At 55.8% G+C, this 24,878-nt stretch carries 27 protein-coding genes; 13 read left to right on the top strand and 14 right to left on the bottom strand.

Annotation, left to right across the window (positions count from 1 at the left end):
* The first annotated feature begins 49 nt into the window (after positions 1 to 49).
* Entirely contained in the window at positions 50 to 427 is a 378-nt protein-coding gene (locus G516_RS0108875; RefSeq protein WP_156878995.1) for a hypothetical protein, read from the top strand.
* The gene (locus G516_RS0108880) at positions 424 to 3,975 is read left to right on the top strand and encodes a LamG domain-containing protein (protein ID WP_028293353.1); all 3,552 of its coding nucleotides are present in this window, start codon (positions 424 to 426) and stop codon (positions 3,973 to 3,975) included. Before G516_RS0108875 ends, G516_RS0108880 begins: the two co-directional genes overlap by 4 nt.
* Positions 3,976 to 4,303: 328 nt before the next feature.
* Here G516_RS0108880 and ntrC read toward each other — a convergent pair whose 3' ends face one another.
* From ntrC to G516_RS0108895, 3 genes are all read right to left on the bottom strand, one after another.
* Positions 4,304 to 5,731: a nitrogen regulation protein NR(I) gene (ntrC, locus tag G516_RS0108885; protein WP_028293354.1), complete on the bottom strand. Its 1,428-nt coding sequence runs from the start codon at positions 5,729 to 5,731 to the stop codon at positions 4,304 to 4,306.
* Complete coding sequence (gene glnL / locus G516_RS0108890) at positions 5,728 to 6,810, bottom strand: nitrogen regulation protein NR(II) (RefSeq protein WP_028293355.1); 1,083 nt, start codon at positions 6,808 to 6,810, stop codon at positions 5,728 to 5,730. The genes ntrC and glnL overlap by 4 nt, the downstream gene beginning before the upstream one ends.
* A gap of 296 nt (positions 6,811 to 7,106) precedes the next feature.
* Positions 7,107 to 7,643 carry a DUF4124 domain-containing protein gene (locus G516_RS0108895; protein WP_028293356.1) on the bottom strand — a complete coding sequence of 179 codons (537 nt, stop codon included), beginning with the start codon at positions 7,641 to 7,643 and terminating at the stop codon, positions 7,107 to 7,109.
* Positions 7,644 to 7,763: 120 nt separating this feature from the next.
* Between G516_RS0108895 and dtd the strand changes: the two genes are divergently transcribed.
* The 8 genes from dtd to acuI all read left to right on the top strand — a co-directional run bounded on the left by dtd (position 7,764) and on the right by acuI (position 13,911).
* Entirely contained in the window at positions 7,764 to 8,204 is a 441-nt protein-coding gene (gene dtd / locus G516_RS0108900; protein ID WP_028293357.1) for a D-aminoacyl-tRNA deacylase, read from the top strand.
* A gap of 175 nt (positions 8,205 to 8,379) precedes the next feature.
* Positions 8,380 to 9,090 (top strand): protein kinase family protein, encoded by a 711-nt coding sequence (locus tag G516_RS0108905; RefSeq protein ID WP_028293358.1) that lies wholly within the window; start codon positions 8,380 to 8,382, stop codon positions 9,088 to 9,090.
* Between the two features lie 166 nt (positions 9,091 to 9,256).
* A complete protein-coding gene (locus tag G516_RS0108910) occupies positions 9,257 to 9,922 on the top strand; it encodes a MotA/TolQ/ExbB proton channel family protein (protein ID WP_028293359.1) in 666 nt (221 codons plus the stop codon).
* On the top strand, positions 9,922 to 10,569 hold the full coding sequence (locus G516_RS0108915) for a hypothetical protein (RefSeq protein WP_028293360.1): 648 nt from the start codon (positions 9,922 to 9,924) through the stop codon (positions 10,567 to 10,569). The genes G516_RS0108910 and G516_RS0108915 overlap by 1 nt, the downstream gene beginning before the upstream one ends.
* An 81-nt stretch (positions 10,570 to 10,650) precedes the next feature.
* The gene (locus G516_RS21755; RefSeq protein ID WP_051219150.1) at positions 10,651 to 11,166 is read left to right on the top strand and encodes a hypothetical protein; all 516 of its coding nucleotides are present in this window, start codon (positions 10,651 to 10,653) and stop codon (positions 11,164 to 11,166) included.
* Position 11,167: 1 nt separating this feature from the next.
* Positions 11,168 to 11,950 carry a hypothetical protein gene (locus G516_RS0108930; RefSeq protein ID WP_028293361.1) on the top strand — a complete coding sequence of 261 codons (783 nt, stop codon included), beginning with the start codon at positions 11,168 to 11,170 and terminating at the stop codon, positions 11,948 to 11,950.
* Between the two features lie 91 nt (positions 11,951 to 12,041).
* Positions 12,042 to 12,695, top strand: a complete 654-nt coding sequence (gene acuR / locus G516_RS0108935; RefSeq protein ID WP_084644965.1) for an acrylate utilization transcriptional regulator AcuR — start codon at positions 12,042 to 12,044, stop codon at positions 12,693 to 12,695.
* A 211-nt stretch (positions 12,696 to 12,906) separates the two neighbouring features.
* Positions 12,907 to 13,911, top strand: coding sequence for an acrylyl-CoA reductase (NADPH) (gene acuI / locus G516_RS0108940; protein WP_028293363.1), 1,005 nt, complete (start codon positions 12,907 to 12,909; stop codon positions 13,909 to 13,911).
* Positions 13,912 to 14,000: 89 nt separating this feature from the next.
* On the opposite strand, the gene G516_RS0108945 is transcribed toward acuI, so the two are convergent.
* A complete protein-coding gene (locus tag G516_RS0108945) occupies positions 14,001 to 15,629 on the bottom strand; it encodes a methyl-accepting chemotaxis protein (RefSeq protein ID WP_169449513.1) in 1,629 nt (542 codons plus the stop codon).
* 89 nt (positions 15,630 to 15,718) lie between these two features.
* Entirely contained in the window at positions 15,719 to 16,372 is a 654-nt protein-coding gene (locus G516_RS0108950) for a 2OG-Fe(II) oxygenase (protein WP_028293365.1), read from the bottom strand.
* A gap of 196 nt (positions 16,373 to 16,568) precedes the next feature.
* On the opposite strand from G516_RS0108950, the gene G516_RS0108955 reads away from it, so the two are divergent.
* Both G516_RS0108955 and G516_RS0108960 read left to right on the top strand, forming a co-directional pair.
* The gene (locus G516_RS0108955; RefSeq protein WP_156878996.1) at positions 16,569 to 16,745 is read left to right on the top strand and encodes a PA3496 family putative envelope integrity protein; all 177 of its coding nucleotides are present in this window, start codon (positions 16,569 to 16,571) and stop codon (positions 16,743 to 16,745) included.
* 27 nt (positions 16,746 to 16,772) lie between these two features.
* Positions 16,773 to 17,837 (top strand): hypothetical protein, encoded by a 1,065-nt coding sequence (locus G516_RS0108960; protein WP_028293367.1) that lies wholly within the window; start codon positions 16,773 to 16,775, stop codon positions 17,835 to 17,837.
* Between the two features lie 58 nt (positions 17,838 to 17,895).
* Here the strand turns inward: G516_RS0108960 and G516_RS21760 are convergent, their stop codons facing one another.
* From G516_RS21760 to G516_RS0108985, 5 genes are all read right to left on the bottom strand, one after another.
* On the bottom strand, positions 17,896 to 18,240 hold the full coding sequence (locus G516_RS21760) for a peptidylprolyl isomerase (RefSeq protein WP_036535515.1): 345 nt from the start codon (positions 18,238 to 18,240) through the stop codon (positions 17,896 to 17,898).
* Positions 18,241 to 18,315: 75 nt separating this feature from the next.
* The gene (gene minE, locus G516_RS0108970) at positions 18,316 to 18,573 is read right to left on the bottom strand and encodes a cell division topological specificity factor MinE (protein ID WP_028293368.1); all 258 of its coding nucleotides are present in this window, start codon (positions 18,571 to 18,573) and stop codon (positions 18,316 to 18,318) included.
* A gap of 1 nt (position 18,574) precedes the next feature.
* The gene (minD, locus tag G516_RS0108975) at positions 18,575 to 19,381 is read right to left on the bottom strand and encodes a septum site-determining protein MinD (protein WP_028293369.1); all 807 of its coding nucleotides are present in this window, start codon (positions 19,379 to 19,381) and stop codon (positions 18,575 to 18,577) included.
* 33 nt (positions 19,382 to 19,414) lie between these two features.
* Complete coding sequence (gene minC, locus G516_RS0108980) at positions 19,415 to 20,170, bottom strand: septum site-determining protein MinC (RefSeq protein ID WP_028293370.1); 756 nt, start codon at positions 20,168 to 20,170, stop codon at positions 19,415 to 19,417.
* An 8-nt stretch (positions 20,171 to 20,178) separates the two neighbouring features.
* Positions 20,179 to 20,526, bottom strand: a complete 348-nt coding sequence (locus G516_RS0108985; RefSeq protein WP_028293371.1) for a HopJ type III effector protein — start codon at positions 20,524 to 20,526, stop codon at positions 20,179 to 20,181.
* 176 nt (positions 20,527 to 20,702) lie between these two features.
* On the opposite strand from G516_RS0108985, the gene dinB reads away from it, so the two are divergent.
* A complete protein-coding gene (dinB, locus tag G516_RS0108990) occupies positions 20,703 to 21,746 on the top strand; it encodes a DNA polymerase IV (RefSeq protein WP_028293372.1) in 1,044 nt (347 codons plus the stop codon).
* A gap of 53 nt (positions 21,747 to 21,799) precedes the next feature.
* Here dinB and G516_RS0108995 read toward each other — a convergent pair whose 3' ends face one another.
* From G516_RS0108995 to G516_RS0109010, 4 genes are all read right to left on the bottom strand, one after another.
* Positions 21,800 to 22,384: a phosphatase PAP2 family protein gene (locus G516_RS0108995; RefSeq protein WP_028293373.1), complete on the bottom strand. Its 585-nt coding sequence runs from the start codon at positions 22,382 to 22,384 to the stop codon at positions 21,800 to 21,802.
* On the bottom strand, positions 22,335 to 23,537 hold the full coding sequence (locus G516_RS0109000) for a glycosyltransferase family 4 protein (protein WP_028293374.1): 1,203 nt from the start codon (positions 23,535 to 23,537) through the stop codon (positions 22,335 to 22,337). Before G516_RS0109000 ends, G516_RS0108995 begins: the two co-directional genes overlap by 50 nt.
* 303 nt (positions 23,538 to 23,840) lie before the next feature.
* The gene (locus G516_RS0109005) at positions 23,841 to 24,293 is read right to left on the bottom strand and encodes a hypothetical protein (RefSeq protein ID WP_028293375.1); all 453 of its coding nucleotides are present in this window, start codon (positions 24,291 to 24,293) and stop codon (positions 23,841 to 23,843) included.
* Between the two features lie 293 nt (positions 24,294 to 24,586).
* On the bottom strand, positions 24,587 to 24,790 hold the full coding sequence (locus G516_RS0109010) for a hypothetical protein (protein WP_156878997.1): 204 nt from the start codon (positions 24,788 to 24,790) through the stop codon (positions 24,587 to 24,589).
* Positions 24,791 to 24,878: the final 88 nt, after the last annotated feature.

Below are 24,878 nucleotides of genomic sequence, written 5' to 3' on the forward strand. Positions count from 1 at the left end.
TACCAGACACGTAGCCAAGCCCTCAAGAATACCCGGTAAACCGAGGGCTTTGGCTCGCCAGCAAGGCATGGGTCTGCCGATGGCGTTGTTTATTATCCTGATTCTTAGCATCGTCGGGTTGGCCGTAAATCGACTGGCCGACACCAGCAGCCAGAACTACAGCAGCAACATTGCCGCCCAGCAGGCCTACTTGATGGCGTACAGCGCGATCCAACAACAGCTGGTTGATACATTGGCGGCGGACACCTGTCAGTGTGCAGCGGCCAATACTACGGTGACCTGGGCGGTGGCGGGTTTGAACAGCTGTCAGGCGGTGGTCAGTTGCTCCAGCTTTGTTGCCGAAGGGCAAACCTATTGCGATCTCAGCAGTGCTGCCAGCTGTGATGGGGGGAATGGCACACGGACGCTGGAGGTAAGGGTGAAATGATACGAACGTACCTGCAATGGCTGGCGGTTGCCTGCCTGATGGTTGTTTCTCCGCTGGCAACAGCGGGTTTGGTGGCGCTGTATCATTTGGATAATGATGCCTACACGGCCACCACCGGCGAGGTGATTGATAGCCAATCAGGCATGAACGGTACTGCCAGAAACGGCGTAACAGCCGGTGACGGTGACCGGGTGTTGGAGGGCGACCCGGGTACCTGTCGGTATGCCAGTTTCAATGGCAGTGGTGGCTACATAGAAGTGCCTCATGATGAGCGCATGAGCTTTAGGGAAGAGTTTTCCATCGGCGTGTGGGTACGCCCTACTGCCTACAATGCCGACCTGGCCTCTATTCTGTCGAAGGACACCAACTACGAATTCCACCTTGATCGTGATGGTCGGGTGTACTGGTGGTGGATGTTCGACGCATTCACCTCCAATTCTGTGGTACCGCTGAATACCTGGACCCATATCACCATTACCTACACACGCGGTCGTCAGCGTATTTATCTGAACGGCGTGCTGGATCAAACAAGGGCTTACAACGGTGATCTGCAAACCAATACCGATGTGTTTCAGATTGGTTTCGACTTTATCAATGGACGTGAATTTCGTGGCGATATCGACGAAGTGGCGATGTACAACCACGAAGTCAGCGCCAGCGAAATCAGCGCATTGATGGAGCTAACCCACCCCTGTAGCACCAGCAACAGCAGCTTCACCTGTTCGACCGTGTTCTCTGGCGCCGCTGCCAGCCATACCGGCGGGCAGATCAGTTTTGGTTACAACAGCTATTTGGATAACAACCCGACCACGACTCTGGAGGCGGGCTCGGTTGCGAGTAATTCCAGCTCGGTAACGCCAACCTGCTTAACTGCGGACTGTGTGGCGTCTGGTTCCGCTGCGGGTGGATTGGAGCAACCGGTGTTTGTCAGCAGTGCCAGCACCCAGGATTTATATGTTTTTCCGGGGGATCCGGGTAACTACCAGTTAAACGCGACGACCGATGAATATCGGGATTTGACCATCCGAAGCGCTCAGAATGGCCGTCGTTACACACTTCGTATTCGGGATACTTTCAGTGCCTACTCCTTTCGCAATGTGTCGATTGAGTTTGGCGGTATCTTGTACTTACCGCCCGGGGATTTCTATTTTGAGTCCCTGTCGATGGGGCGCTTTTCGCAAATTCAACTTACGGGTACAGGAACCACCCGGTTATACGTCAGAAATGGAATAACCATGGGACGTGACGTATATCTCAATGCCAATGGGCTGGGCAGCTTTGGTGATGCAAGCCAGTTGATTATTTACTCTTACGGCAACGTGACTACCGACAGCGCTGCATCTATTTCCGGCTTGGTTTATGCAGAAAACGACGCAAGTTTTGGATTTGGTTCCACCATCAACGGTGCCGTCAACGCTGCCAATGTGACCCTTTCTGGCGGCAGTAACGACGTACAAAACTACATTCGTTACGACCCGGATGCAGCCGAAAATGCCGATTACTCGGGCATCTGTATTGGTAGCTGTGATTTCGGCAGTTTCAGTATCACCCAGCCAGCTTATGCGCTTGCCTGTTCGTTCAGCCTTGGCGAAGTCTCCATTCAGGCGATGTGCTCTGACGGCAGCACGGTTAAGGACGACTATACCGGCACTTTTGACCTGACCTCAAGCGAGAACGCCAACTCCCTGTTTTACGATGCCGCCAGTGGTGGCAGCCAGATCACCAGCGTCACCATGTCGGAAGCCGATGCCGGTGAAACCACGGTGTACCTGTTTCATCAAAACGAAAACCCGGACCTTCAGATCACGGCCACAGATCGTGACAGTGGCATTGGCTCAACAGCGGCGGCGGGCACCGATGTACGCACCGAGGGTTTTGCTTTGCTGACGGCCCCGACTGACTTTGTGTGTGGCGCAACCACCAACATGCAGCTGGTGGCCATTGGTGACGATGAATCCGGTGCGGCCTGCCAGCAGCTGACCGGTTTCACCGGCAGCAAAGGCATGAAAGCCTGGTTCAACGCCAACCTGTATCAGCCTCCAGCGGCGGCCAGCACCACCACGGTCTCAACACCGCTGGTGCTCAACGGCACGGCCATTCTCGATCAGGCGCGGCCTGACAATAACAATTTCAACCTGACCTTTACTGATGGCGTCGCCGACATCAACGTGGCCTATGCCAATGCGGCGGAGCTGCAAGCTATCCACCTGGTACACGATGACGCACCGTACTCCGGCACACCGGATGCTGGTGCGGTGGGTATCGACGAGCTGACGCTCGCTACCTCTTCCATTGTTGCCAGGCCGGAGCAGATAGTGCTGAGCGTGGCCGCTGCCGCCGCCAGTTGCAGTAGTGCTGATGCCAGTTGCAGCCCCTTTGTCAGCGCCGGCTCCGGCTTTGATATGACGGCACAGGCCCAATGTACCGGCGGCGGCATTGCCTCCGACTTTATTGGCACCATCAGCCTCGACAGCCTGCTGGTGGCTCCAGCAGATGGCGACAATGCCATTGTCGGTACGTCTTCCGTGGCTATTTCCAGCAATGGCTCGGTGGATTTCCAGCAGTCGGTCGACAACATTGGCGTGTATTCACTGACCGCCGATGCCAACTACTTTGGCACGGCTCTCAGCACCAATACGCTGGCCAACATCGGTCGTTTTTACCCGGATTACTTCGATATGCCGGTATCCACGCTCACTCAAAGTTGCTCGGGTGGTTTTACCTATATGGATCAGTACGGCATCGATGTGTCGTACCGATTGGTGGCGCGCAACAGTGATGGTTACATCGTCACCAACTACGAAGGTGCGTTTGCCAGTGCCACGCGCTACTGGGAAGCGGAAGATTCGGACGATGGCATTGACCTGTCGTCCCGCATTGCCAGCAACAGCAGCGATGCGGGAACCTGGAGTGGCGGTGTGCAAAACCGGGCAGAATCATTGACCTTCAGCCGCGCCAGCAGCCCGGATGGACCATACAACAACCTGTCGATTGCACTTGGCATCAACGACAACGATGGCGGCTTGAGCATACTGGATGGCATGGACATGAACCCGGCAACCACTGGCGACTGTATTGCCTCGGGTGCCTGTACCTCACAGCAGTTAGGGGAAGTCGATGTGCGCTACGGCGTCATGCGACTGGAAAGCGCCTTTGGACCAGAAACCGAAACCCTGCAACAGCAAGTGAACATGGTGTACTGGGACAGCGACGGCGGCCTGTGGCGTATAAACACCGACGACAACTGCACCGTGCTAACGGCCGATAGTGCAACGCTTACAGCATCCAACTGGAGCGGTAACCTCGACTCGGGTGACATCACCGCATCGGTGGCACAACAAACCACCAACGGCACCGGCATCCTGCAATACTCTGCCCCGGGCGTCGGCAACGACGGCAGCGTGGAGTTCACCTACAACGTCCCCGATTGGCTGCGCGGCGAATGGGACGACGACGGCGACTACGCCGATACACCCACGTCAATTATCCAGTTTGGCCAATACCGCGGCCACGACCGCATCATCTACTGGCGTGATCCAGTGCGGTAGCTGTCTAGGGGCGAGGCATGCTTGTGGAGGCATGTTTGTGGGAGGCAGCTTGCTGCCGATTGTGAATTAGCGGCCTGTCCGCAATGTCATTGCGTAGGAGCAGGCTTGCCTGCGAATGTTGGGCGGAGCCCAACCTACAAAAACGAATGAGCGTGGTGTTTGAAGTCATCTGGCACGGCCATGTTGGATAGCACTCGCTGCGCTCGTTTATCCCACCTACGGCTTACATAAACATCCGGCTTTGCCGGACGGATAGGGCATGCCCTATCCCTACAAAATAACGCTAATTCGTTTATAAATTGTAGGGTCGAGGCATGCCTCGACCGGTTTACTCTTCGGATTCGCCGTCGTCGTCAGAACCGGTTTCCATGCCCAGTTCCTTGATCTTGCGGGTCAGGGTGTTGCGGCCCCAGCCCAGCAGGTTGGCGGCGTCACGGCGGCGGCCAGCGGTGTGCTTGAGGGCGGTTTCGATCATGATACGTTCGAAGATCGGTACGGCGGTGTCCAGCAGGTTGACCGCGCCATGGGTCAGTTGCTGGTCGGCCCAGAAGCGCAGGTTTTGTTCCCAGTTGCCAGAAGTCTGCGCGGTGCTGCCTTGTTCCATCAATTCTGGCGGCAGGTCGTTGATCAGCACTTCGCGGCCGGAGGCCATAACGGTGATCCAGCGGCAGGTGTTTTCCAGCTGACGCACGTTACCCGGCCAGTCCAGTGAGCTGAGGAATTCCTCGGTTTCCGGGCGCAGGGTTTTGGCTTCCACGCCGAGTTCTTCGGCGGCGCGTTTGAGGAAGTGGCTCAGCAGCTTGGGAATGTCTTCACGACGATCAGACAGACGCGGAATGTGAATGCGGATCACGTTCAGACGGTGGAACAAGTCTTCCCGGAAACGGCCTTCTTTCACCAGCCCTTCGAGGTTCTGGTGAGTTGCCGCGATGATGCGCACGTTGACGTTGATAGGGGTGGTACCACCAACACGGTAAAATTCGCCGTCGGCCAGTACCCGCAGCAAACGGGTTTGGGTTTCGGCAGGCATGTCACCGATTTCATCGAGGAACAGGGTGCCGCCGTTGGCTTGTTCGAAGCGACCGCGACGCATGCCGCCAGCACCGGTGAACGAGCCTTTTTCGTGGCCAAACAGTTCGGATTCAATCAGGTCGCGCGGAATGGCGGCCATGTTCAGGGCAATGAATGGCTCGGCTGAACGCGGGCTGTGCTTGTGCAGAGCATGAGCAACCAGTTCTTTACCGGTACCGGACTCGCCGTTGATCAGCACGGTAATGTGGGATTGCGACAGGCGGCCGATGGCGCGGAAAACTTCCTGCATGGCCGGTGCTTCACCGATGATTTCCTGCTGCTCTTCCTCTTCTTCCACTGGTTCTGCTGCGGCAGAAATTTCTTCGTAGTGGGCAATGGCGCGCTGGATCAGCGACACGGCTTCGTCAACGTCGAATGGCTTTGGCAGGTATTCAAACGCGCCGCGGCGATAGGAGGATACGGCGCTTTCCAGGTCGGAGTGCGCAGTCATGATAATCACTGGCAGGTTGGGCCAGCTTTCATGCACCTGATCGAGGAAGCTGAGGCCGTCCATACCTGGCATGCGCACGTCGGAAATGATGGCGTCCGGGCGCTCGCGCTTGAGCTGGTTCAGGGCTGGTTCAGCTTGTTCGTAGACGCGCGTCTGGATGTTGGCCTGAGCCAGTGCTTTTTCCAGTACCCAGCGGATGGATTTGTCGTCGTCGATGATCCAGACAGTACTCATAGCGATTCCAAAGGTATGTAGATAGAGAACACAGTGCAGCCAGGTACACTGGTGAATTCGATGATGCCGTTAACCTGGTTGATCAACGACTGGGATATAGACAAGCCAAGCCCGGAGCCATCGGCACGGCCACTGACCATGGGGTAGAACAGGTCGTCGCGCAGGTCTTTGGGGATGCCGGGGCCGTTGTCGACCACATCAATATGGGCCACCAAGCGGTGACGGTGCTGGCCAATGGTGAACTGGCGCACGGTACGGGTCTTGATGGTGAGGCTTGGCGGTTGTTGTTGGTTCGGGTTTTCCAGCATTGCCTGCATGGCATTGCGGCAGATATTCAGGAACGCCTGAATCAGCTGATTACGGTCGGCCACGATTTCCGGAATGGATGGGTCGTAGTCGCGGTGAATTTGCACCACGTTGTTACTTTCCACCTCAATCAATTGGCACACCCGTTCGGTGACTTCGTGCAAACTGAATTCTTCGGTTTGTGGCAGGTTACGAGGGCCTAACAGTCGATCGACCAGATCGCGCAGGCGATCGGCTTCTTCGATGATGATGTTGGTGTATTCCTTCAGGTCTTCGCTGGGCAGCTCACGTTCCAGCAGCTGTGCCGAACCTCGAATCCCGCCCAGCGGGTTCTTGATTTCATGGGCCAGGCCACGCACCAGGGAACGGGTGGTTTCCTGCTTGGCGATTAATTGTTCTTCACGGCTGATGCGCATCAGACGGTCGCGGCCCTGCAACTCCATCAACAGCGTCGGCATACGGGTTTCCGGGTGGGAAACCGGGCTGATGCTGTAATCCAGTGTCAGGGTTTGCTGATTGTGCAGCACGATGTGTGCTTCGCGACGGGTGTAGGAATGACCGGTGATAACGGCATCGCGCATGGCTTCGATGTCGTCGTCATCTTCTTTGACCACTTCGTAGTAGGGAGCACCGATACCGCGTTTGCCGCTGACTTCCAGCAGCGCTTCGGCTGATGGATTCATGTAGATGATGGTGAGCTCGGCATCCAGCAACAGAACACCTGTGTTCAGGTTTTCCATTAGTCGCTGTGAGAGCAGTGGACTGGCACGCATACGGTATTGTCTCCCTTTTGCAGCACGTTTTTGCAAGAAGCGAGCCACAGTTGTTGAATGCACAACATTAGCGCTTGTCGCGCATTAGGATGTGGCGTACCGGAATAAGTTACCGAAAGCGGGCTTTTTTATCTGCACCAAAACAAGACTTTATAGTTCTTTTGTGTTCTTTTTTGGTGCGACCGGTGTTCGGTATTGGATCTGAATGCCTTTCAATAGAGCAAAACTGCACTCTTGTTCAGGATGACTTTGAATGACTCTGAGCCGCTCTGTGCAGTTGCCTCATCTATCGGGTGCTAGTCATTGGCTGAGCGACGGTTTAGCAAGGATGGCTGCTGAATGTAGATATTGATGGTGCGGCTTTTCAACAGGGTGCGATTACGGTCATCGACAATGCGGGCTTCCAGGATGTGTTTGCCGCGGCTCAGGTTTTTCAGTGGGTAGCTGTTGCTGGTGCCACGACCAGCGGTGTTGCCATCGACCGTCAGGATGATTTCGTCATCGGGCCGCAAGGCTGGTTGCACGTCTATCACGGCACTGAGTTCGGATGCCAGCCCGTGGGGAATGTTGGCTTCGTTGTTGGGGCTGAGGATTTGAACATTGGTGTAGAAGTTTTCAGGCTCCAGGTCGACGGGCTCTGTTTCTCCCTGTTGCTTTTTCACCTTGAAGGCTGGCACCGTGGGCAGCGCTTCCACTTCGTGGGTTTCGGCGTCGGCACTGGGGCGGTCGCTGAAGATCAGATTGCCTTCGGCATCGCGGGTCACATACACCTGGGTTGTGGCGATGGCATTAAAGCTAACCAGTGTTAGAAAAAGCAGTAGAAAGCGTGTCATGTTAGCTCCTGCAGAAGGTCTCTGATGAGTAAATGTGTCTGCTGTAGACCATCTTTGTTCCCTTAACGGTAAATAGCAAGGGAGCGGTGTTTGGATGATTGAAATTGTGAGGAATAACCAATGAAAGGTGTGATTCAGCGGGTGGCGCATGCCAACGTGGTGGTGGATGGTGAAACCGTTGGAGAAATTGGCCAGGGCATTATGTTGCTGTTAGGGGTTGAGCCGGAAGACACCGAAGCCGTTGCCGATAAAATGCTGCACAAGGTGTTGGGCTACCGGATTTTTTCGGATGCCGATGGCCGTATGAATCTGAGTCTGAAGGACATTGCCGGTGAATTGTTGGTGGTCTCGCAATTCACCCTCGCTGCCGATACTCGCAAGGGCATGCGACCGGGGTTCTCGACCGCCGCCAAGCCGGATCATGCCGAGCGTTTGTACGAGTATTTTTCTGCTGAGGCTTCCAAGTCGGTTACCGTCGCCAATGGCCGTTTTGGTGCCGATATGAAGGTGTCGCTGCTGAACGACGGGCCGGTGACTTTTCTGATGGATATACAGCCTTGATGTACAGGCGCCCAGTTTAATAGCAAGGAAATTGAGCGTTTTTTAGCGATGTAATTGTTGTTTATATTGGGAATAAATGTTCCCGGATTTTAATTTTGTTGCCCCATTCGGCCTTATTACAATTTGATGAAATATCCGAATGACAATGCCCATGGATGGGTCAGGTGCAACCAGTATGAATTTAACGCAGTTTTCCCTCCCGGGTGTGGGCATATTCCAGACCTTTCTGACGGTTCAGGCCGAACAGCCGACCAGTGGTCGTCAGCATGTTCGGTCTACCGGCCCCTTGATTATCGACCACACGCCTTCGACGGTACTGATGGCGGACGATGGCCGCAGTGTATTGAAGTTCATCAAGGCCCGTAGCTGGCATGAATACTTCAAAACCTTCTGGGCTCGCAGCCGCTTGTTCAAGGAAGTAAAAGGCAATCAGCTGCTGGCCGGTTTGGGCATTGAAGTCGCGCGTATTCACGAAGTGGGCATCGGCCTGGTGCCGGGCTACAAGTATCGTTACCTGGGTTACTACCTGATGGAAGACCTGGCGGCCCGGCAAGCGGTGGAAATGCTGAGCTGGTTCCAGTCTGGCGAAGTAAGCGAAGCGCAACGCATGCAGTGGCTGGACCGGGTGATTGATGACTTGCGCACCATGCGTGACGCCGGCGTGATCTTTTCCGATTGCCACTTGCGTAACGTGTTCGCCCAACCGAATGCCGATCAGGTGATCTGGATTGATACCGGGGTTACCCGTTATCTGTGTCCGCGTAGCCGCAAGTTTGCTCGCAAGTTCAATTTCTCGATGCGTCGTTTTGCCAACTATCACGATGGCGAACTGACCCTGAGCGAAGAAGAAAAACGCCGTATTCTGGCACTGCAATTGCCTGAATAAGACGCCCTCTGTGACGGCTGCTCAGCCGTCACACCTGCTACTTTTGACCCCCGCGGTCGTCCCTTGTTGTCCTGCCAACTGCTGCTAACGTACCGGTGACGTTGGTTTCCTTCTACGCTTAGCATGAGCTTCTGATACAGCAGCGCTGGGCTATGGTGGAGCGACGATGGCACAACACTCATCCCTGATGACCTTTTTGCTTTGGCTGCAAAGCCTGATAGTGATGCTTTTTGCGGGCTGGTTGTTGTTGGACCTCGGTCTGCTGGGCAAGCTGCTGGCAGAGGACGTTACCCGCATCAGTTCGGTGGCTTTGCTGTTGTTTATCGGCAGCAGCGCTTACTGCGGCTACCGGGCATGGTGGCTGTCCCGCGAGTTTGACGCCTTGCCGCGTGTCAGAGGCTCGTCTTCTGCGGCGTCGCAGCCTGGACGGCTCGGCAGTGATTACTTGCAGGTATTGGGGCCGGACGATGCTGAAAACGCCATCGCTGCCGAAGTGCTGGCGGAGCGGGCCAAGGGCAGTCATCAAACCGCCTGGTTTCTGGCCGGGGTGCTGGTCAAATTAGGATTATTGGGCACGGTTGTCGGGTTCATCCTGATGCTGGGTTCGGTGTCGGGGCTCGAAAACCTCGATACCTCCGACATCAAGGAACTGATGCAGCAAATGACCACCGGCATGGGTGTGGCGATGAACACCACGCTGGTGGGATTGGTTTGCAGTATGTTGTTGGGTGGCCAGTGTTTGTTGCTGGATCGGGCGGCGGATCAGCTGGTGGTCGACACCTTGTGTTTGGGCCAGTTGGGTGAACGCCCTTCTGGCGAGAGCGGCCGCTGATGGCGTTGTTTCGCCGTCACCAGCAGGCGGACATCGACCCATTCACCGACCTGTTGTTCAACGCCTTGCTGACCTTCACCTTCCTGTTTCTGATTGCGCTGGTGCTGCTAAACCCGCCAGCGCAAACCGGCATTATTGACCCAAAGGCGGAGTTTCTGATCACCGTCAGTTGGCCTGATGGTAATCCCAACGACATAGATATCTGGATGGCCGGGCCGGACGGCATGCAGGTGAACTACAAGCAACCGCAGTCGGGGCTGATGCACCTTGATCGAGATGACCGCGGCATGATTAACGACACCCAGGTGGTCAATGGCACCGTGATCGATAACCCCTTGAATCAGGAAGTGCTGACCCTGCGTGGTCGGCCGCCGGGGGAGTACATCGTTAACCTGCATTACTTCAAAACCCAGCAATCAGGCGGTATCTCGACGCTTGAAGGTTCAAGTACGAATGCTGCGACGGTGCCGGTTACCGTCTATCTGGCGGAGGTGAACCCTCGTATGAAAGTGCTGTTTTACAACACCAAAGAGCTGCAAAAGGAAGGCGATGAAATCACAGCCTTTCGGTTCACCATATTGCCCGATGGTCGGGTAACCAATATCAATGAACTGCAAAAGCGCCTGGTGCAGGGGCAGAACAAATGATGCCGGCCAACACACACATGGGCGCCATACGCCTGAGGAGTGAAGCGATGGACAGCAGATTTTTCGACAGCGGAGTACAGCATGACTGAAACCCTTCTGATTCTGGTACTGGCCTATCTGGTGGTGACGCTGCTGTTAATTCTGGCGCTGCTCTACAGTCGCTGGAAAGCCGGTCCCAAGTTGCTGCTGGTCTTGCTGAGCGGGCTGCTGTTCTGGGCCAGTTATGAAGGCTGGAAGCAAAGTCAGGGCTGGCCAACCAGCACCGCCTTGCCAGACAAGTTTCTGCTGCACTATTCCGTGATCGAAGAGCCCGACGACGTGGCGGGTACCGAAGGCGCTATCTACCTTTGGGCCACCGATCTCGCCAATAATCAGTTAGCGGACGTGCCTCGGGCCTATCGCCAGCCGTATTCGCAGGAACTTCATGCCAAGGTGGAAAGTGCCATGCGGCGAGCCAAGGCCGGTAATTTGCAGTTGGGCCTCAAGCGCAGTACCGAAGACCTGCCCGAGGTGAAGCGTTTCCGGATGGAGCTGGGCGACAAGCCGATTGAGCTGGAGTTTGTTCCGGTTCCTGATCCAGCCCTACCGGAGAAATAACATGATGCGTCGGATATTGTTGCTGGGGCTGGGACTGATGTGTGGCGTCTTGACGGGTTGTTCTTCGCCTTCTGAACCGCATGGCTGGTTTCCGTTGCAACCGGGGTATCACTGGTCCTATCAGGTGACCGAACGGGTGTCCGAAGCGGTTGAAGAACGCTTTGGCGATGCCGAGGCTGTCACGGCGACCCATATTCGGCGCTTTGATGTTGAAACCCGTGCCGTGGCGTCGACAGACTATTTTAACGACCTGTTGGAGGGTGATTCTGCTCCGGTGTTTGCTCGCTACACCAGCGATGGCACTCGCTATTTCTACAGCGTGACCGACGAAGGGGTCATGCAGCTGGGCGTCCAGAATCTGATTGAGTACCGGCCGAGGCTGCGCACCGAGCCACTTTTGACGATACCGGCGTTGGACGTTTTGCAGCACGGCATCAGCTGGAACATGCCGACTCGCCCGTATCTGTTGCACAGCACCCAGAGTCATGTGGCCTGGAACCGTGCCAGCAATGGCTTTGAGCTGACGTTTGAACTGGTGGAAGAAGGCATCACGCTTGCTACGCCAGCAGGCAGGTTCGACAACTGCATTCTACTGGAAGGACGGGCCTTGATTGGCTTGTACGCCGATCCGCGGCTGGGCTATCAGGAAGTCGAAGTTACCCAGAAAGAATGGTACGCGCCCGGGGTTGGGCTGGTGCGATTAGAGCGTAATGAGCCAATGGATCTGGCGATGTTCAAGGGCGGTTCGGTGCAATTCGAGCTGGTGTCGTTCCGGTCGCCATGAAATGTGTTTGTGCGTTGCGTTCTTGATTATTAAAAGACGATCGGTCTATATTTGCGATCAGTCACTGAATCAGGCTTTGAGTTCGCTATTTATGAGCGCCAACAGCAGTAACCAATCCAGCAACCGCAGCATAGAATCGGCCCAGACCCTGAAACGGGGGCGGGGACGTCCGCCAAAGGACGGCCGCAGTGCAGCGGAAACCCGCCAATTGCTGATCCGCAGTGGGGTGGAAGTTCTTACTGCCCAAGGCTTCAGTGCCACCGGACTGGACCAGCTACTGAAGCGGGTGGGGGTGCCAAAAGGCTCGTTCTATCACTTCTTTGAGAGTAAGGAAGCCTACGTACACGCGGTGGTCGAGCACTATGGCCGCTCGTTCGAGCGCTTGTTGGCGGACAGCTTTGAGTGCCAGCAGCTGGCGCCATTGCAACGTCTGCAGCGCTTTGTAAACAACGCGGCTGAGTGGATGGCCAAACATCAGTATCAACGTGGCTGTCTGGTGGGTAACCTCGGACAAGAGGTGAACCAGTTACCCGAAAGTCTCAGAGCACCGTTGCAGCAGATTCTGGCAAGCTGGGAGCAACAGGTGGCCCAATGTCTTGAGGCGGCGGGCATCGAACACGCAGAGACACTGGCTCACGTATTCTGGATTGGTTGGGAAGGCGCGGTGATGCGGGCCCGACTGGAGCAAAGCGCCGAGCCACTGCACCGTTGGCATCAGTGGTTTGTTGGCAGTTTGAACCCGTAAAGTCATGAGGTTGTGACGTGACGTTATGAACGCAAGCCACTTGATATACGCAATACCTGCCTTGCTTTTGCCGGAATGATCGGCTCCGCAAAGACGGGGTATTTTTTGAAAAATTAAAAGACGGTCGGTCTAAATAAATAGCGCTACGCGCTGGATCTGAAAACATCAGACCTCAAAACACCACAATCCAACAACACAACAGGAGTGGGTTATGAACGCTACCCCGGATTCTGTCTTCAAGGCGGTGCAAATCAACAAGGACGACGACGGCTATCGGGCTGAGCTGGTATCGCTGTCTCGCGACGCCTTGCCCGACGGCGATGTTGAGGTTCAGGTGCAGTATTCCACCCTGAACTACAAGGATGGTTTGGCCATCACGGGTAAAGGCCCTGTGGTGCGCCGCTTCCCGATGGTGCCGGGTATCGACCTGGTCGGCACGGTGAGCGCCAGCAGTAGTGATGAATTTGCCGTTGGCGACGAAGTACTGCTGAACGGCTTCGGCGTCGGTGAAGTGCACTGGGGTGGGCTGGCGGGCATGGCTCGGCTCAGCAGTGACTGGCTGATTCATAAGCCTGCGGGGCTTGCAGCCCGACAAACCATGGCGATTGGTACGGCGGGCTACACCGCCATGTTGTGTGTGCAAGCGTTGGAAAATCACGGTATTACTCCCGCCAGCGGCGATGTCTTGGTAACCGGAGCTAATGGTGGGGTAGGCAGTTTTGCCATTGGTTTGCTGACCAAGCTGGGTTATCGGGTGGTGGCCTCAACCGGACGGCCACAAGAAGCCGATTACCTGAAGCAACTGGGAGCGGCCGAGGTTATTGATCGTACTGAGCTGTCAGAACCCGGCAAGCCGTTCCAGAAAGAACGCTGGGCGGCGGCGGTGGATTCGGTCGGGTCTCATACCCTCGCCAATGTGCTGGCCAGTACCCGTTATGGCGGCACGGTCGCGGCCTGCGGTCTGGCACAAGGGGCCGAGCTGCCGGCGACGGTGATGCCGTTTATTCTGCGCGGAGTGACGCTGGCGGGCATCGACAGTGTGATGCGTCCGAAAGCCGACCGGGTTGAGGCCTGGCGACGGCTGGAGCAATTGGTCAGCGACGACATGCTCAACGGCATCAGTCATGAAATCGGTTTGGCAGAGGTGGTTGATACTGCAGGCAGATTGATGGCTGGACAGGTGCGTGGGCGGGTGATTGTGGATGTAAATAAATAGGATTGGCCCCGGTAGTTAATACCAGAGGGAGCGAAGCTCCCTCGTCTTTGTTCCCTCGTCCTTGCTCCCTAGTGGGTAAGGAAGACCACTTACAAGCGGAAGCCGGATACCTGCTGGTTGAGGCGGCTGGCGCGGGATTTCAGGTCGCCAACGGCTTCCTTCATTGTATTCACACTTTGGTTGCCTTGCTCGCTCATGGCCTTGGCCGAGGTGAGGTTGTCGTTGATGTGGCCGATCACTGAGGTTTGCTCTTCAATGGCGGAGGCAATCTGGATGATGCGGTCGCTGATGTTTACCAGTGAACCAGAGATCGTCTGAATGTTTTCCTGCGAACGGCTGGCCAAAACCACGGTTTGCTCGGCTTTGTTCTGGCTTTCTTCCATAGCACCCACCGCACGACCGACTCCTGCACGCAGACGTTCGATCATCTCGTTGATGTCGCCGGTGGACTGTTGGGTTCGACTGGCCAGCGTTCGTACCTCGTCGGCCACCACCGCAAAGCCACGGCCTTGCTCACCGGCGCGGGCCGCTTCAATCGCAGCGTTCAGCGCCAACAGGTTGGTCTGTTCGGCAATGCCCTTGATCACGTCCAGCACCGATTCGATATTGGTGGTTTCGGCTTCCAGGGCCTGAATAACTTCGCCGGAGTCGTCCACTCGCTGCACCAGAATGCGTAGCTCTTCCATGGCTTTGGCAAATTCCTGGGCGACCATTTGCGCAGTATCTTCAGAGGCTTTGGTCTCTTCAGAGACCTGCTGGGTATTGATGGATACTTCCTGAATGGCGAGGCCCATTTGACCGTTGGCAGTGGCTACCATGTCCATCGCCGATGAATATTCCATGCTGATGTTCTGGCTGTCGGAGGCGCTGGCTTGCAGTCGTTCGGTGGTATTGGCAACGCCATCGGACTCCTGACGAATGTTGCCAATCATGGCCCGCAGGTTGTCCATAAAGTCGTTGAAATGCTGCGCCATAACACCCAGCTCGTCGGCGGATTTCAGGTTCATATGAGCGTTCAGGTCACCCTGGCCCTTGGCCAGTTTTTCCAGCGCATCGCTCATGGTGCGTACCGGTTTGGTGATGGCTTTGGGGAAGGTGACGGCAAATACCACCACCATCAGCAGGGCCAGACCAACCAGCGTCAGAATGGTGGTCATGGCCGATTCACGGTGCTCGGTAGCAAGGGCATTCTGGGCTTGTGATTCCTTGCTGGCCATTTCACCCAGCTTGTCGAGAAGATCCCGAACCGCACCGAACTGGCTGTCGAGCTGCCCTGTGGTGATGGTTTGGGCTTGCTGGCGGTTGAAGCGGCCTTGCTCCAGTGCAGTAACAAACTGACTGCTCTGCTGCCGCCATTGTTCAAACGCCGCCAAAAAGGCATCGGCTTGTTTGCGGATACCGTCACTCACCTGCAGGGATTTGACTTTGGTGATGCGGTCGAATACCTGTTGTACGTTTTCGTCATGCTCGCCCTTGAGTGACTCGTCGGTCATCCCCAGCGCCATGCTGCGTTCGGCCAGTTTGGCCTGGTAGAGGTCGCGGTCGGCGTTGAGAATCAGGCCGATGGCCGGCAGGTACTCGGTGTTGATCTGGCCATATTCCCTGGCAACTTGCCCCATGCTGCTGATTTGCACGTACGACAGCACCAGCATAAGTACCGCCGTGAGGGCAGTAGGCAAGAGGATTTTGCTTGTGAGGCCGAGGTTGGACCAATTCATAAAGTACTCCAGAGTCATGCGATCGCGGGGCCATCCCTTTGGGGGATTCTTTAAGCCTAGTCGCTGTATCGGCTGGAGCCGGATTAATTTTAGCGTGGCGGATCAATGACCCCGTTCACTGAGGTGTTGATGCGGAACCAGCCGGCAATGCTGTAACGATCGCGTTTGGCAGGCAGCACTTCATGAGGAAACTCTTCGCTCAAAAAGGTCACCAGCGTGCCGAATTCCGGCCGCAGTACCGCCCGTACGGCATCGCTGTGCTCGCTTTCATATACCACCAGCTCGCCACCATCGGCCAGATGCCACTCCGGGTTGAGGTAAAACACCGTGGTCAGCATGCGGTTGGACTTGCCCTTGAAGGCATCCAGATGGCGTTTGTAAAAGGCACCGGGCTGGTAGTGGGCAAAATGACATTCATGGCTGAACAGCCCCAGCAGCAGGCGGCGGTTCATGGCGACTCGCATTTCATCCATAAAATTCAACCAACAGGATTCGGCGTCATCCTGTCGGCTCAACCAGTGAATCTTGTCGCGGCGCACGCGCTCATTGAGCTGGTGTTCCTGCAAACGCCCGGTGCCAGCACTTTCCATTTGATGGGATTGCAACTGCATCAGACGTTTGAACAGGCGGCTGGCGAGGCATTCGGTGGTGTCTGTGGCGACGCTGACATCTTTCAGGCGTACCACCGACAGGCCTGTTTGGCGCAGGTCATTGGCAATGGCGTCGAACAACGAGTCTTGCATGGGGCGGCTGTCGGCTCCGGGCAACGAAACAAAAGGCGCGCGAGTTTCGTGCCTTGTTGGCCGGCAAGACAGCGAAATTTTGTTGTCCTGTCGATCTGAAACTTTTGTTGGTCATCGATCAGGCGGAGGAGTAAATAGCAATTTATGCCGTCAGGCAGTTTCCAGGGCGTTATTGATCAGCAAAAGAGGAATGGTCATGGCCAAGCAATTTGAAGAATACGAACAAAACGATTTCGACGAAGAACCCAAGCGCCGCATGCGCCAGCGCAGCCCCGACTACGAGCGCAAGAAGCGCCGTGCCGAAGCCTATCTGGAAAAGCGTCGTCTGCAGGACATGCTGGGCTTTGATGTTGACTACCCGGATTACGGCTAACCCAATTCCAAGGACATTTTTACACCATTGAACACCTTGCCATCGTCACTGGTTGACGTACTGAAAAGCCTGATCCGCTGCCCTTCGGTAGTGGGCCATGAGCATGCGTTCTTCCGCGTTTTACAGCGGGAGCTGGAAGATCGGGGCGCCAGGGTAACCTGGTATGAAGGGCTGTTGGTGGCGCAGGGGAATGACCCTATGTCGCTGATGTTCTCGGCTCATATCGACCGTCATGGGCTGGTGTGTACCGGCCCCAATGAATTCCAGTACGCTGCGTTTGTGGCCGGTGCCCGTTCTGACTTGCTGGGCAACTCGGTATCCGAAGAGCTGATGATGCAAATTGTGGATCGGTTTGCCGATGAGCGCGTTTACGCCTACGACCCGTGGTCGGGTATGTACCGCGGTCAGGGACACATCAGCAATGCCTATATTTGCCCTAACCGCAACAACCTGATCTTTGAACTGGATGGTTTATCGCATCTGGTGGCCGGTACGCCAGTGGCGTTTCAGGATCGCCTGCGGGTGGAAGAAGGACGTCTTTGGGGGCAGCTGGATAACGTGCTGACGGCCGCCATGCTGGTGTATTTGTTCGAGCGTGGTTTCCAGGGCACGGCGTTTTTTACCGCGCAGGAAGAAGCCGGTAAAAGCTGGCGTTACTTGCTGGAGTGGTTCCGTCGGTTTGGCGGCTCCACCAACCAGCTGGTGGTGGTCGATACCAGTCCGTATGCCGATATTGCGGCCGCGAATCAGCAGCAGCTGGTATTGCGTAACCGCGATGCCAACGCCGCATTTAACCGTTCGATGACCGAGCAGTTGATGTCGGTGTGCGACAAATTGGGCTTGCAGGTGAGCTTCAAGGATAAGTACATCGAGCAGCAAAACCGCGAATTACTGGCGGCAGGAAAACCGGAAAAGTCGCTTGGCAGTACCGAGCTGGGGCGCATTGTGTCGGCATCGAATGGGCTGGTGGACGGGACTACTTTGCAAATTCCGACCACCGGTTACCACACCATGGACGAATCGGCAGACCTCGGCGCCTGCATGGCGTTTCTGGAAGTGCTTGAGTCTCTGTCAGGGTTGAGAGAGGGCTGACGGCTGGCACGGAAGACTGCTGAGCCAGCTGAGATGTATGACAGTAGCCGAGTGAAGCTCAGACTTCCTCGGCTTCTGTCAGCAGTGCACGCTGAAGTCGTTCGGTGACTTTCAGCAAGTGGAAGCCATGATGGCTTTTTATCGGCGCAGGGTAGAGGCTGTTTGCCGGGTCTTGATCGTTTTCCAACGGTGCCAGTGCCGCCAACACGGCAGTGGGTAAATCATCCAGCGGCAGACTGCCGCAGATTCCTTGATTGGTCGCGCTCGGGCACACCGAGTATTCCCGTGCGATGGCGCTGAATTCGGCACCAGCCATCAATTCACCATGAAGCTGCTCGGCCAGCTGGCGGTTGCGAACCAGAATGTGTTGCAGGGCAATGCGTTGCGGGGAAGAACTGGCCATAGGGTGGCTCCTGCCGGACGTGTTCCTGAAGTCTAGTTCAGAATCCGGCAGGTGCGAGAGCAGGGCGAGGCGGTGTTAGTCCTTGCGGTCTGGCAGGGTGACGTTCAGTTCCAGAATCGAGGTCTGGCCCTGGTTGTCCAGTTGCACGGACACGTCGTCTTCACCAATTTCAACGTACTTGCGAATCACTTCCAGAATGTCGCGTTCCAGCTGAGGCAGGTAGTCAGGGCCGTTGTGACGCAAGCGGTCGTGGGCCACCAACACCCGCAGGCGTTCTTTGGCAACCGATGCGCTACTTTTCTGCTCCTTGCGAAAAATATCCATCAGGCTCATATCAACCTCCAAATACGCGCTTCAGGAAGCTCTTCTTCTGCTTCTCCAGGAAGCGGTGAGGACGGTCTTCGCCAAGGTAGCGAGATACCGCGTCGTCGTAGGCCTGGCCGGCGTCGCTCTCGGAATCGTGCACCACAGGAACACCCTGGTTGGAGGCTTTCAGAACCGCTTCGGATTCCGGAATCACACCCAGCAGCGGAATCGCCAGAATTTCTTCGACGTCCTGTACCGACAGCATTTCGCCACGCTCAACCCGCTCCGGGTTGTATCGGGTCAGCAGCAGGTGCTCTTTCACCGCCTTGCCTTGTTCAGCCAGGCGTGACTTGCTTTGCAAAATGCCAATGATGCGGTCGGAATCGCGTACTGATGACACTTCCGGGTTGGTGACGATGATGGCTTCTTCGGCAAAGTACAGCGCCATCTGGGCACCGTGCTCAATACCGGCCGGTGAGTCACAGACGATGTAGTCGAAGGACTCGGACAGTTCGTTCAGAACCTTCTCAACCCCTTCGTGGCTGAGCGCGTCCTTGTCGCGGGTTTGTGAGGCCGGCAGCACATAGAGGTTGTCGAGCTTCTTGTCCTTGATCAGGGTTTGGCCGAGGGTCGACTCTCCCTGAATCAGGTTGACGAAGTCGTAAACCACACGGCGCTCGCAGCCCATGACGAGATCAAGGTTACGCAGACCCACATCGAAGTCGATGACGACGGTTTTGTGTCCCTTCAAAGCCAGCGCCGAGGCAAATGCCGCACTGGTGGTAGTTTTTCCGACCCCGCCTTTACCCGAGGTCACTACGATGATTTTTGCCACGATGGGTGTCCTGATAGTTCTGCTGTTGGTTACTTATTTCTCGGCGCCACGAATGACCAGCTGATCGTCTTCCAAACTGACCAGCACACTCTGGTTCATCAGGGCGTGTTCATTTTCAAACAATTGATACTGACCGGCAATGGCGACCAGCTGGGCATCAAACCGGCTGCAACTGATGGTAGCGTCCGGTGAGCCTTTAACCCCGGCAAGGGCTTTGCCGCGCAGCGCGCCCAGTACGTGAATATGGCCGGTAGCCAGCACTTCAGCCCCGGCGCTGACCATACCGATGATGAACAGGTCACCATCAAAATACAGTTGTTGGCCAGAGCGCACGTTGCCCTGATGGACCCGGGTCGTCGAGGCGATGGGCAATTCGGCAGCGCTTGCTTCGTTTGTTTCGGCGTTAGCGGTTTCTGAATCGCTGGCTGCTTCGGTGCTGTTGGCGTTATTGGCAGGCTCTTCTACCGCGGCTTTGCGGGAGCGCCCGGCGCTTTGCTTGCCGAAATCGGCCAGTGCCAACTGCTGACAGGCAGGTTGCAGGTGCGCTGGGCAACTGCGGACGCCAATGACTGCCAGACCATGCTGACGCAGGCATTCAACCAATGCCGTCAACTGCTCTGCGGGCAGTGATTCTTCATCATAGTCTGCCAATGACAGCAGACTTGGCAGACCGTTAAACAAGGCCGGCGCTTCGTTCTTGCGACGCTGAAGTTCCTGATCAAGGACTTCAGCATCGGTACTGTCCAGCTGAATGGTGGTTAACGGCACCATGCCGGTTCTGAGTTCCATTCGCGAGCTCAGCTCTCCTGTTTGGCAACCAGCGGAAAGGAATCAAAACGGACCGCGTCGAGGCCATGTTGTTGCAGCTGGCGAATATTCTGGTGGCTGTCGCCTTGCGGGCTTTCAACCACATCACGGTAGTGTTCACCAAAGCATTTCAGAGCCTGTTCGCTGCTGAATCCGGCCAGTTCCGCCAACGCCAGTACCTTGCAGGAACCCTGGTTCTGGTCGGCTTCGTTGCGCAGGTCGCCGTTTTGGAAACCGGAGGCGGTAAATTCATAGTTGGCTTCAATAAAGGCCAGGGTGTCGGCAAATGGGTGGTCAGGGCGCTCAATAGCGGTTGCAAATGCTTGGATATCAGTCACGTGTTATTCCTTCTGTTTCAATCAGCAGGCTACCACTGCCGGCACGCTGTTGCTATGGAACAAGAGGCCAAATCGGCGCTTAAAGGCGAAAATTGCGGGCTGATCGGGATGTTCAACGGGGAAAATCTCTGGTACTGTTTTTTTATACAGTATTGCTCTTTCGAGAGAAGCCGCGGATGAACCCGATCCAAAGACAAGTAATTCATATCGACTGCGACTGCTTTTTTGCCTCCGTTGAAATGCGCGACAACCCGGCGTTGGCTCAATTGCCATTGGCCATTGGCGGAGACCCCTCTGGCCGGGGTGTGATTGCAACCTGCAACTATGTGGCTCGGCAATACGGTGTGCGCTCGGCCATGCCTTCGGCACAGGCGCTGAAGCTGTGCCCGTCGTTGCAGTTGGTGCGCGGCGATATGCAAAAGTACAAGCAGGCGTCCGTCGCCATTATGGACATCATTCGCCAGCATGCGGTGGTGTTTGAGCAGGTGTCCATTGACGAAGCCTACCTCGAAGTGGCCGAACCAGCGTCAGCGCTGCAAGTGGCTGAGATCATTCGCAAGCAAGTGGCCGAGCAGGTTGGCGTGACGGTATCTGCTGGTGTTGCCCCCAATCGTTTTCTGGCCAAGGTGGCCAGTGATTACAACAAGCCCAATGGCGTGACATGGGTGCCGTTGGAGAAAGTTACTGAATTTGTCGATGGCCTTGATGTGCGGGCGATTCCCGGTGTGGGGCCAAAACTGGAAGAACGTTTGAATGCCGACGGCATTCGCACCTGTGCCCAGCTCAAGGAATTGACATTGGCCCATCTGATTCATCACTACGGGCGCATGGGGGCGACGCTGTTCGACCGCTGTCGTGGTATTGATCAGCGGCCGTTAAAGCCTGAACGAGTGCGTAAAAGCGTCAGTGTTGAACGCACTTTTAGTCAGGACATGGGTACCGAAGACGAATGCCTGAACCAGCTGCCGTTGCTGTGGCAACGCTGGCAGGAGCGGGTGGTGCAAGCCGGGTGGCAGCAGGAGCGCTTGCAGCCGTTTGTGAAGGTGAAATTTGCCGATTTTACCCAAACCACGCTGGCTGACTGCCATGTGAATGCGGATTTGGAAGGATTCCAGAGCATGCTCCGGTCGGCGCTAAAACGACAGGACAAGCAGGTGCGGTTGCTGGGCATAGGTGCTCGTCACCCGGAACAGAATCCGGCACAGGGCTGTTTGTTTTAAACAGAAAAACGCCCGGGCGTTTTTGTTTTTGCGGTGCTTGTTATCTTGGAACCTTAGAGGCTGATAGAAGCAAACATCCCCGCAGGCCAAATCAGAAACGATCCCAGGCTTAACAACAATCCCAGCGCTGCGCCGACAACCACGTCGGTCGGATAGTGCATGCCCAGCACCACCCGTGAAACCGCAACCAGAGCAGCAAATGGCACAACCAACCAGAACAGTTCCGGGAAGAACCAGCAAATCAGGGTGGCAAAGTTCACCGCGTTCATGGTGTGGCCGGACGGGAAACTGTACAGATCGAGCGGAGCCGTGTGGGCCTGAATGGCATCAAACGAAATAAACGGCCGTTGGCGTACCAGACGGTTTTTCAACTGGCTGTAAATACCCACGCACAGCAGTCCAAGTACGGCCATGTGGCCCAGAGCCTCAAGCCCTTCAATGCCGTAAACCAGTGGCAGCATCAGTGCCAGCGAGTACCAGAACACACCATCGCCTGCGCGGCTGATGCCTTTGAAAAACAGCCGTACGCTGCGGTGGTAACCCAGTTGGTTCATCCACTGGCAGAGGCTCAGTTCGAGGCGGTCTGCCTTATTGAACAGTAGCGCTGTCTTCGGGTGTAACTGCTTTGCGATTGCCATTTTGAGTTACCTTTGTAGGGGCGCAACCAAGGCGCAGAACAAACTCATCTACAATGCTGTTCCAGGAAATGCCTTCCGCGTGGCGGCGAGCTTCCTGACGAATATTGGTCAGCAGGTTAGGGCTGTCAGAGAGCATTTCGACCTGTTGGATAAAGGCCTCGTCTTCTCCAAACGGTGCCAGCATGCCGCTTTTGCCAGAAACGATGTGCTCATGGCCTGCGGCGTAGTCGAAGCTGACCACGGCCAGGCCGCTACTGAGTGCTTCGGTAACCACATTGCCAAACGTATCTGTCTTGCTGGGAAACAGGAACACATCGCCGCTGGCATAGTGTGTTGCCAGATCGTCACCACGGCGCATGCCGCAGCAAATGATTTCCGGGTATTGCTCTTTTATATGGGGCAGCTCGGGGCCATCTCCCACCAGCACCATACGAACGCGTTCGTCGCTATTGCGCAGGCGGCGATAGGCCGCCAGTGCCAGATCCATGTTTTTTTCACCGGCGATACGGCCGACGTACAACAGCACCAGGTCCTGATCGCTGACGCCCCAGGCTTTGCGCAAGGCGGCGCTGCGCTTCTGTGGTGTGAACATATCGCTGTTCACCCCACGGGATAGCACTCGCACATTGTGAAAGCCGTGGGCATCCAGTTCATCGCGCTGGATACGGGTAGGCACCAGGGTGCCGTGGGTCTGATTGTGGAAATGGCGCAGATAGCGATACGCCAGTCGCTCCAGGCCGCGCAGGCGGTAGTGTTCAATGTACTGGTGAAAGTTGGTGTGAAAGCCACTCCACACCGGGATACCGGCTTTGCGGGCTGCCCGCACGGCGGAGTACCCCATCGGCCCTTCGGTGGCGACGTATACCGCGGTGGGGGCGAATTGCTTGATGGCGCGGCTGATTCGACCGGTGAACGGCACACCGAACCGAAGCTCCTTGTAGCCGGGGATCGGCATCCCGGGCAGGGTGACGGTTTGCAGGTTCTCTTCCGAGCAAGAAACGTCTTGCTTGTTCTGCCGTGGACGAATCACTTGCACCATGATGCCGCGAGCGCGCATGCCTTCTACCAACTGGGTCAGCGTGTGGGCCACCCCGTTGATCTCCGGGGCAAAGGTTTCAGTCACAATGGTGACGCGCTGCAATTGCTCTGTCATGGTCGCTACATTCTCTGTATTTGACTCCTTACTCTGCGCTGGCTGTATGACAGTTACTTGAACGGTGAGTGACAATCGGGTGAAAGCCTCCGGAGCGAATGCGACCCACGGTAAAGGGAGAAAGCGACCCGCAGTAAAAGGCGAAAGCGATCCGCGCTACAGGGAGAAAGAGGCCAACAGGAGAGATTGGCGGGAGTAGCAGAGTGAAGTGATAAAACAGGGGAATAAGAGCAAAATAGAGGCGGTTAAAGGACGTGAAACCAGCAGGCAGTCAGGAATAGGTCGGCAATGGCAAGAGAGGCTTTATGCCGCTTCCGGGTTATTGCTGGTGCGTGCCGATGCCAGGTTCTGGAACAACGCCTGCAATCGTTTGGCCGACTGCTGGTTCTGGTAGCCCTGCTCCTGCGACACCATGGTATCCAGACTTTCCAGCGATGAGGTTTCGCTGTTGCTCATATGGGCGCGCAATTGGGAGAACGCCAGCAGGTCTTTCTGGTTGATCAGTCCATACTGTTGCAGGTTGGTTTGCAGCTCGGACAGCTGTTCTGGCTTGAGGTTGGCGACATCAAAATCGGTGGCAATGGCGCTGATCAGAATGGCGCGGGTGGATGGCTGATAGTCGCTGTTGGCGGCCTGCTCGGCACCGGCTTCGTTACTCTGGCTTGCGGCCACGGCAGCTGTTGCAGCATCGGTTTCCGTGCTGCTTGTCAGCGGTCCCTGATTTTGCAGATAGTTGGTTAGTGAGCCCAGTAACATCGTCAGTCTCCAGCGTCATACGGAACGGCGTCTGGTACCTAGTAGCTACTACCTCTAGAAAGTGCCCAAGTTCGCCGATACTGATAGAAAGCAAACGTGGTGCCAAAAACAAAATAGCTTATTTATCAATGGTTTGTGGGTTTTTAGGGCGGTTGGGCGAATGCGCTGCGGCAGGAATAAGCCGGGTTTCCATGGCTATCGGGTCCATCATCCTTGCCGCAGGCAATGGGTTGCCAGCGGGTGAGTTAAGCGATTCAGAATTGTGTCGGGTTGGTAGAAAGGAGTAAACGCAATCAGTTGGAAAAGTGGAATCCCGCCTGAATCAAAAACTGTTTCAGCACCTCAAATTCAGCCTGACTGAATTTGCGCGTGTGGCCGCAGTGCCCACAACTGATGGAAGGCAGCGTTTTCAGCGTCTGAATGCTGTATTCGGTTTCACAGTCGCAGCGGTCACAAGCAATCGGAATGCTGACCTTGTCAGATAAAATGGTACTCACGTGTCCCTCGTATACATCTGCCATTACTGCTTTCGGCAAGGGGTAGATCATCTGAACTCCTGAATTGGATTACACGCAATTGTGTCAT

This window comes from Oceanobacter kriegii DSM 6294 (genome assembly GCF_000422845.1).
GTDB lineage: Bacteria > Pseudomonadota > Gammaproteobacteria > Pseudomonadales > Oceanobacteraceae > Oceanobacter > Oceanobacter kriegii.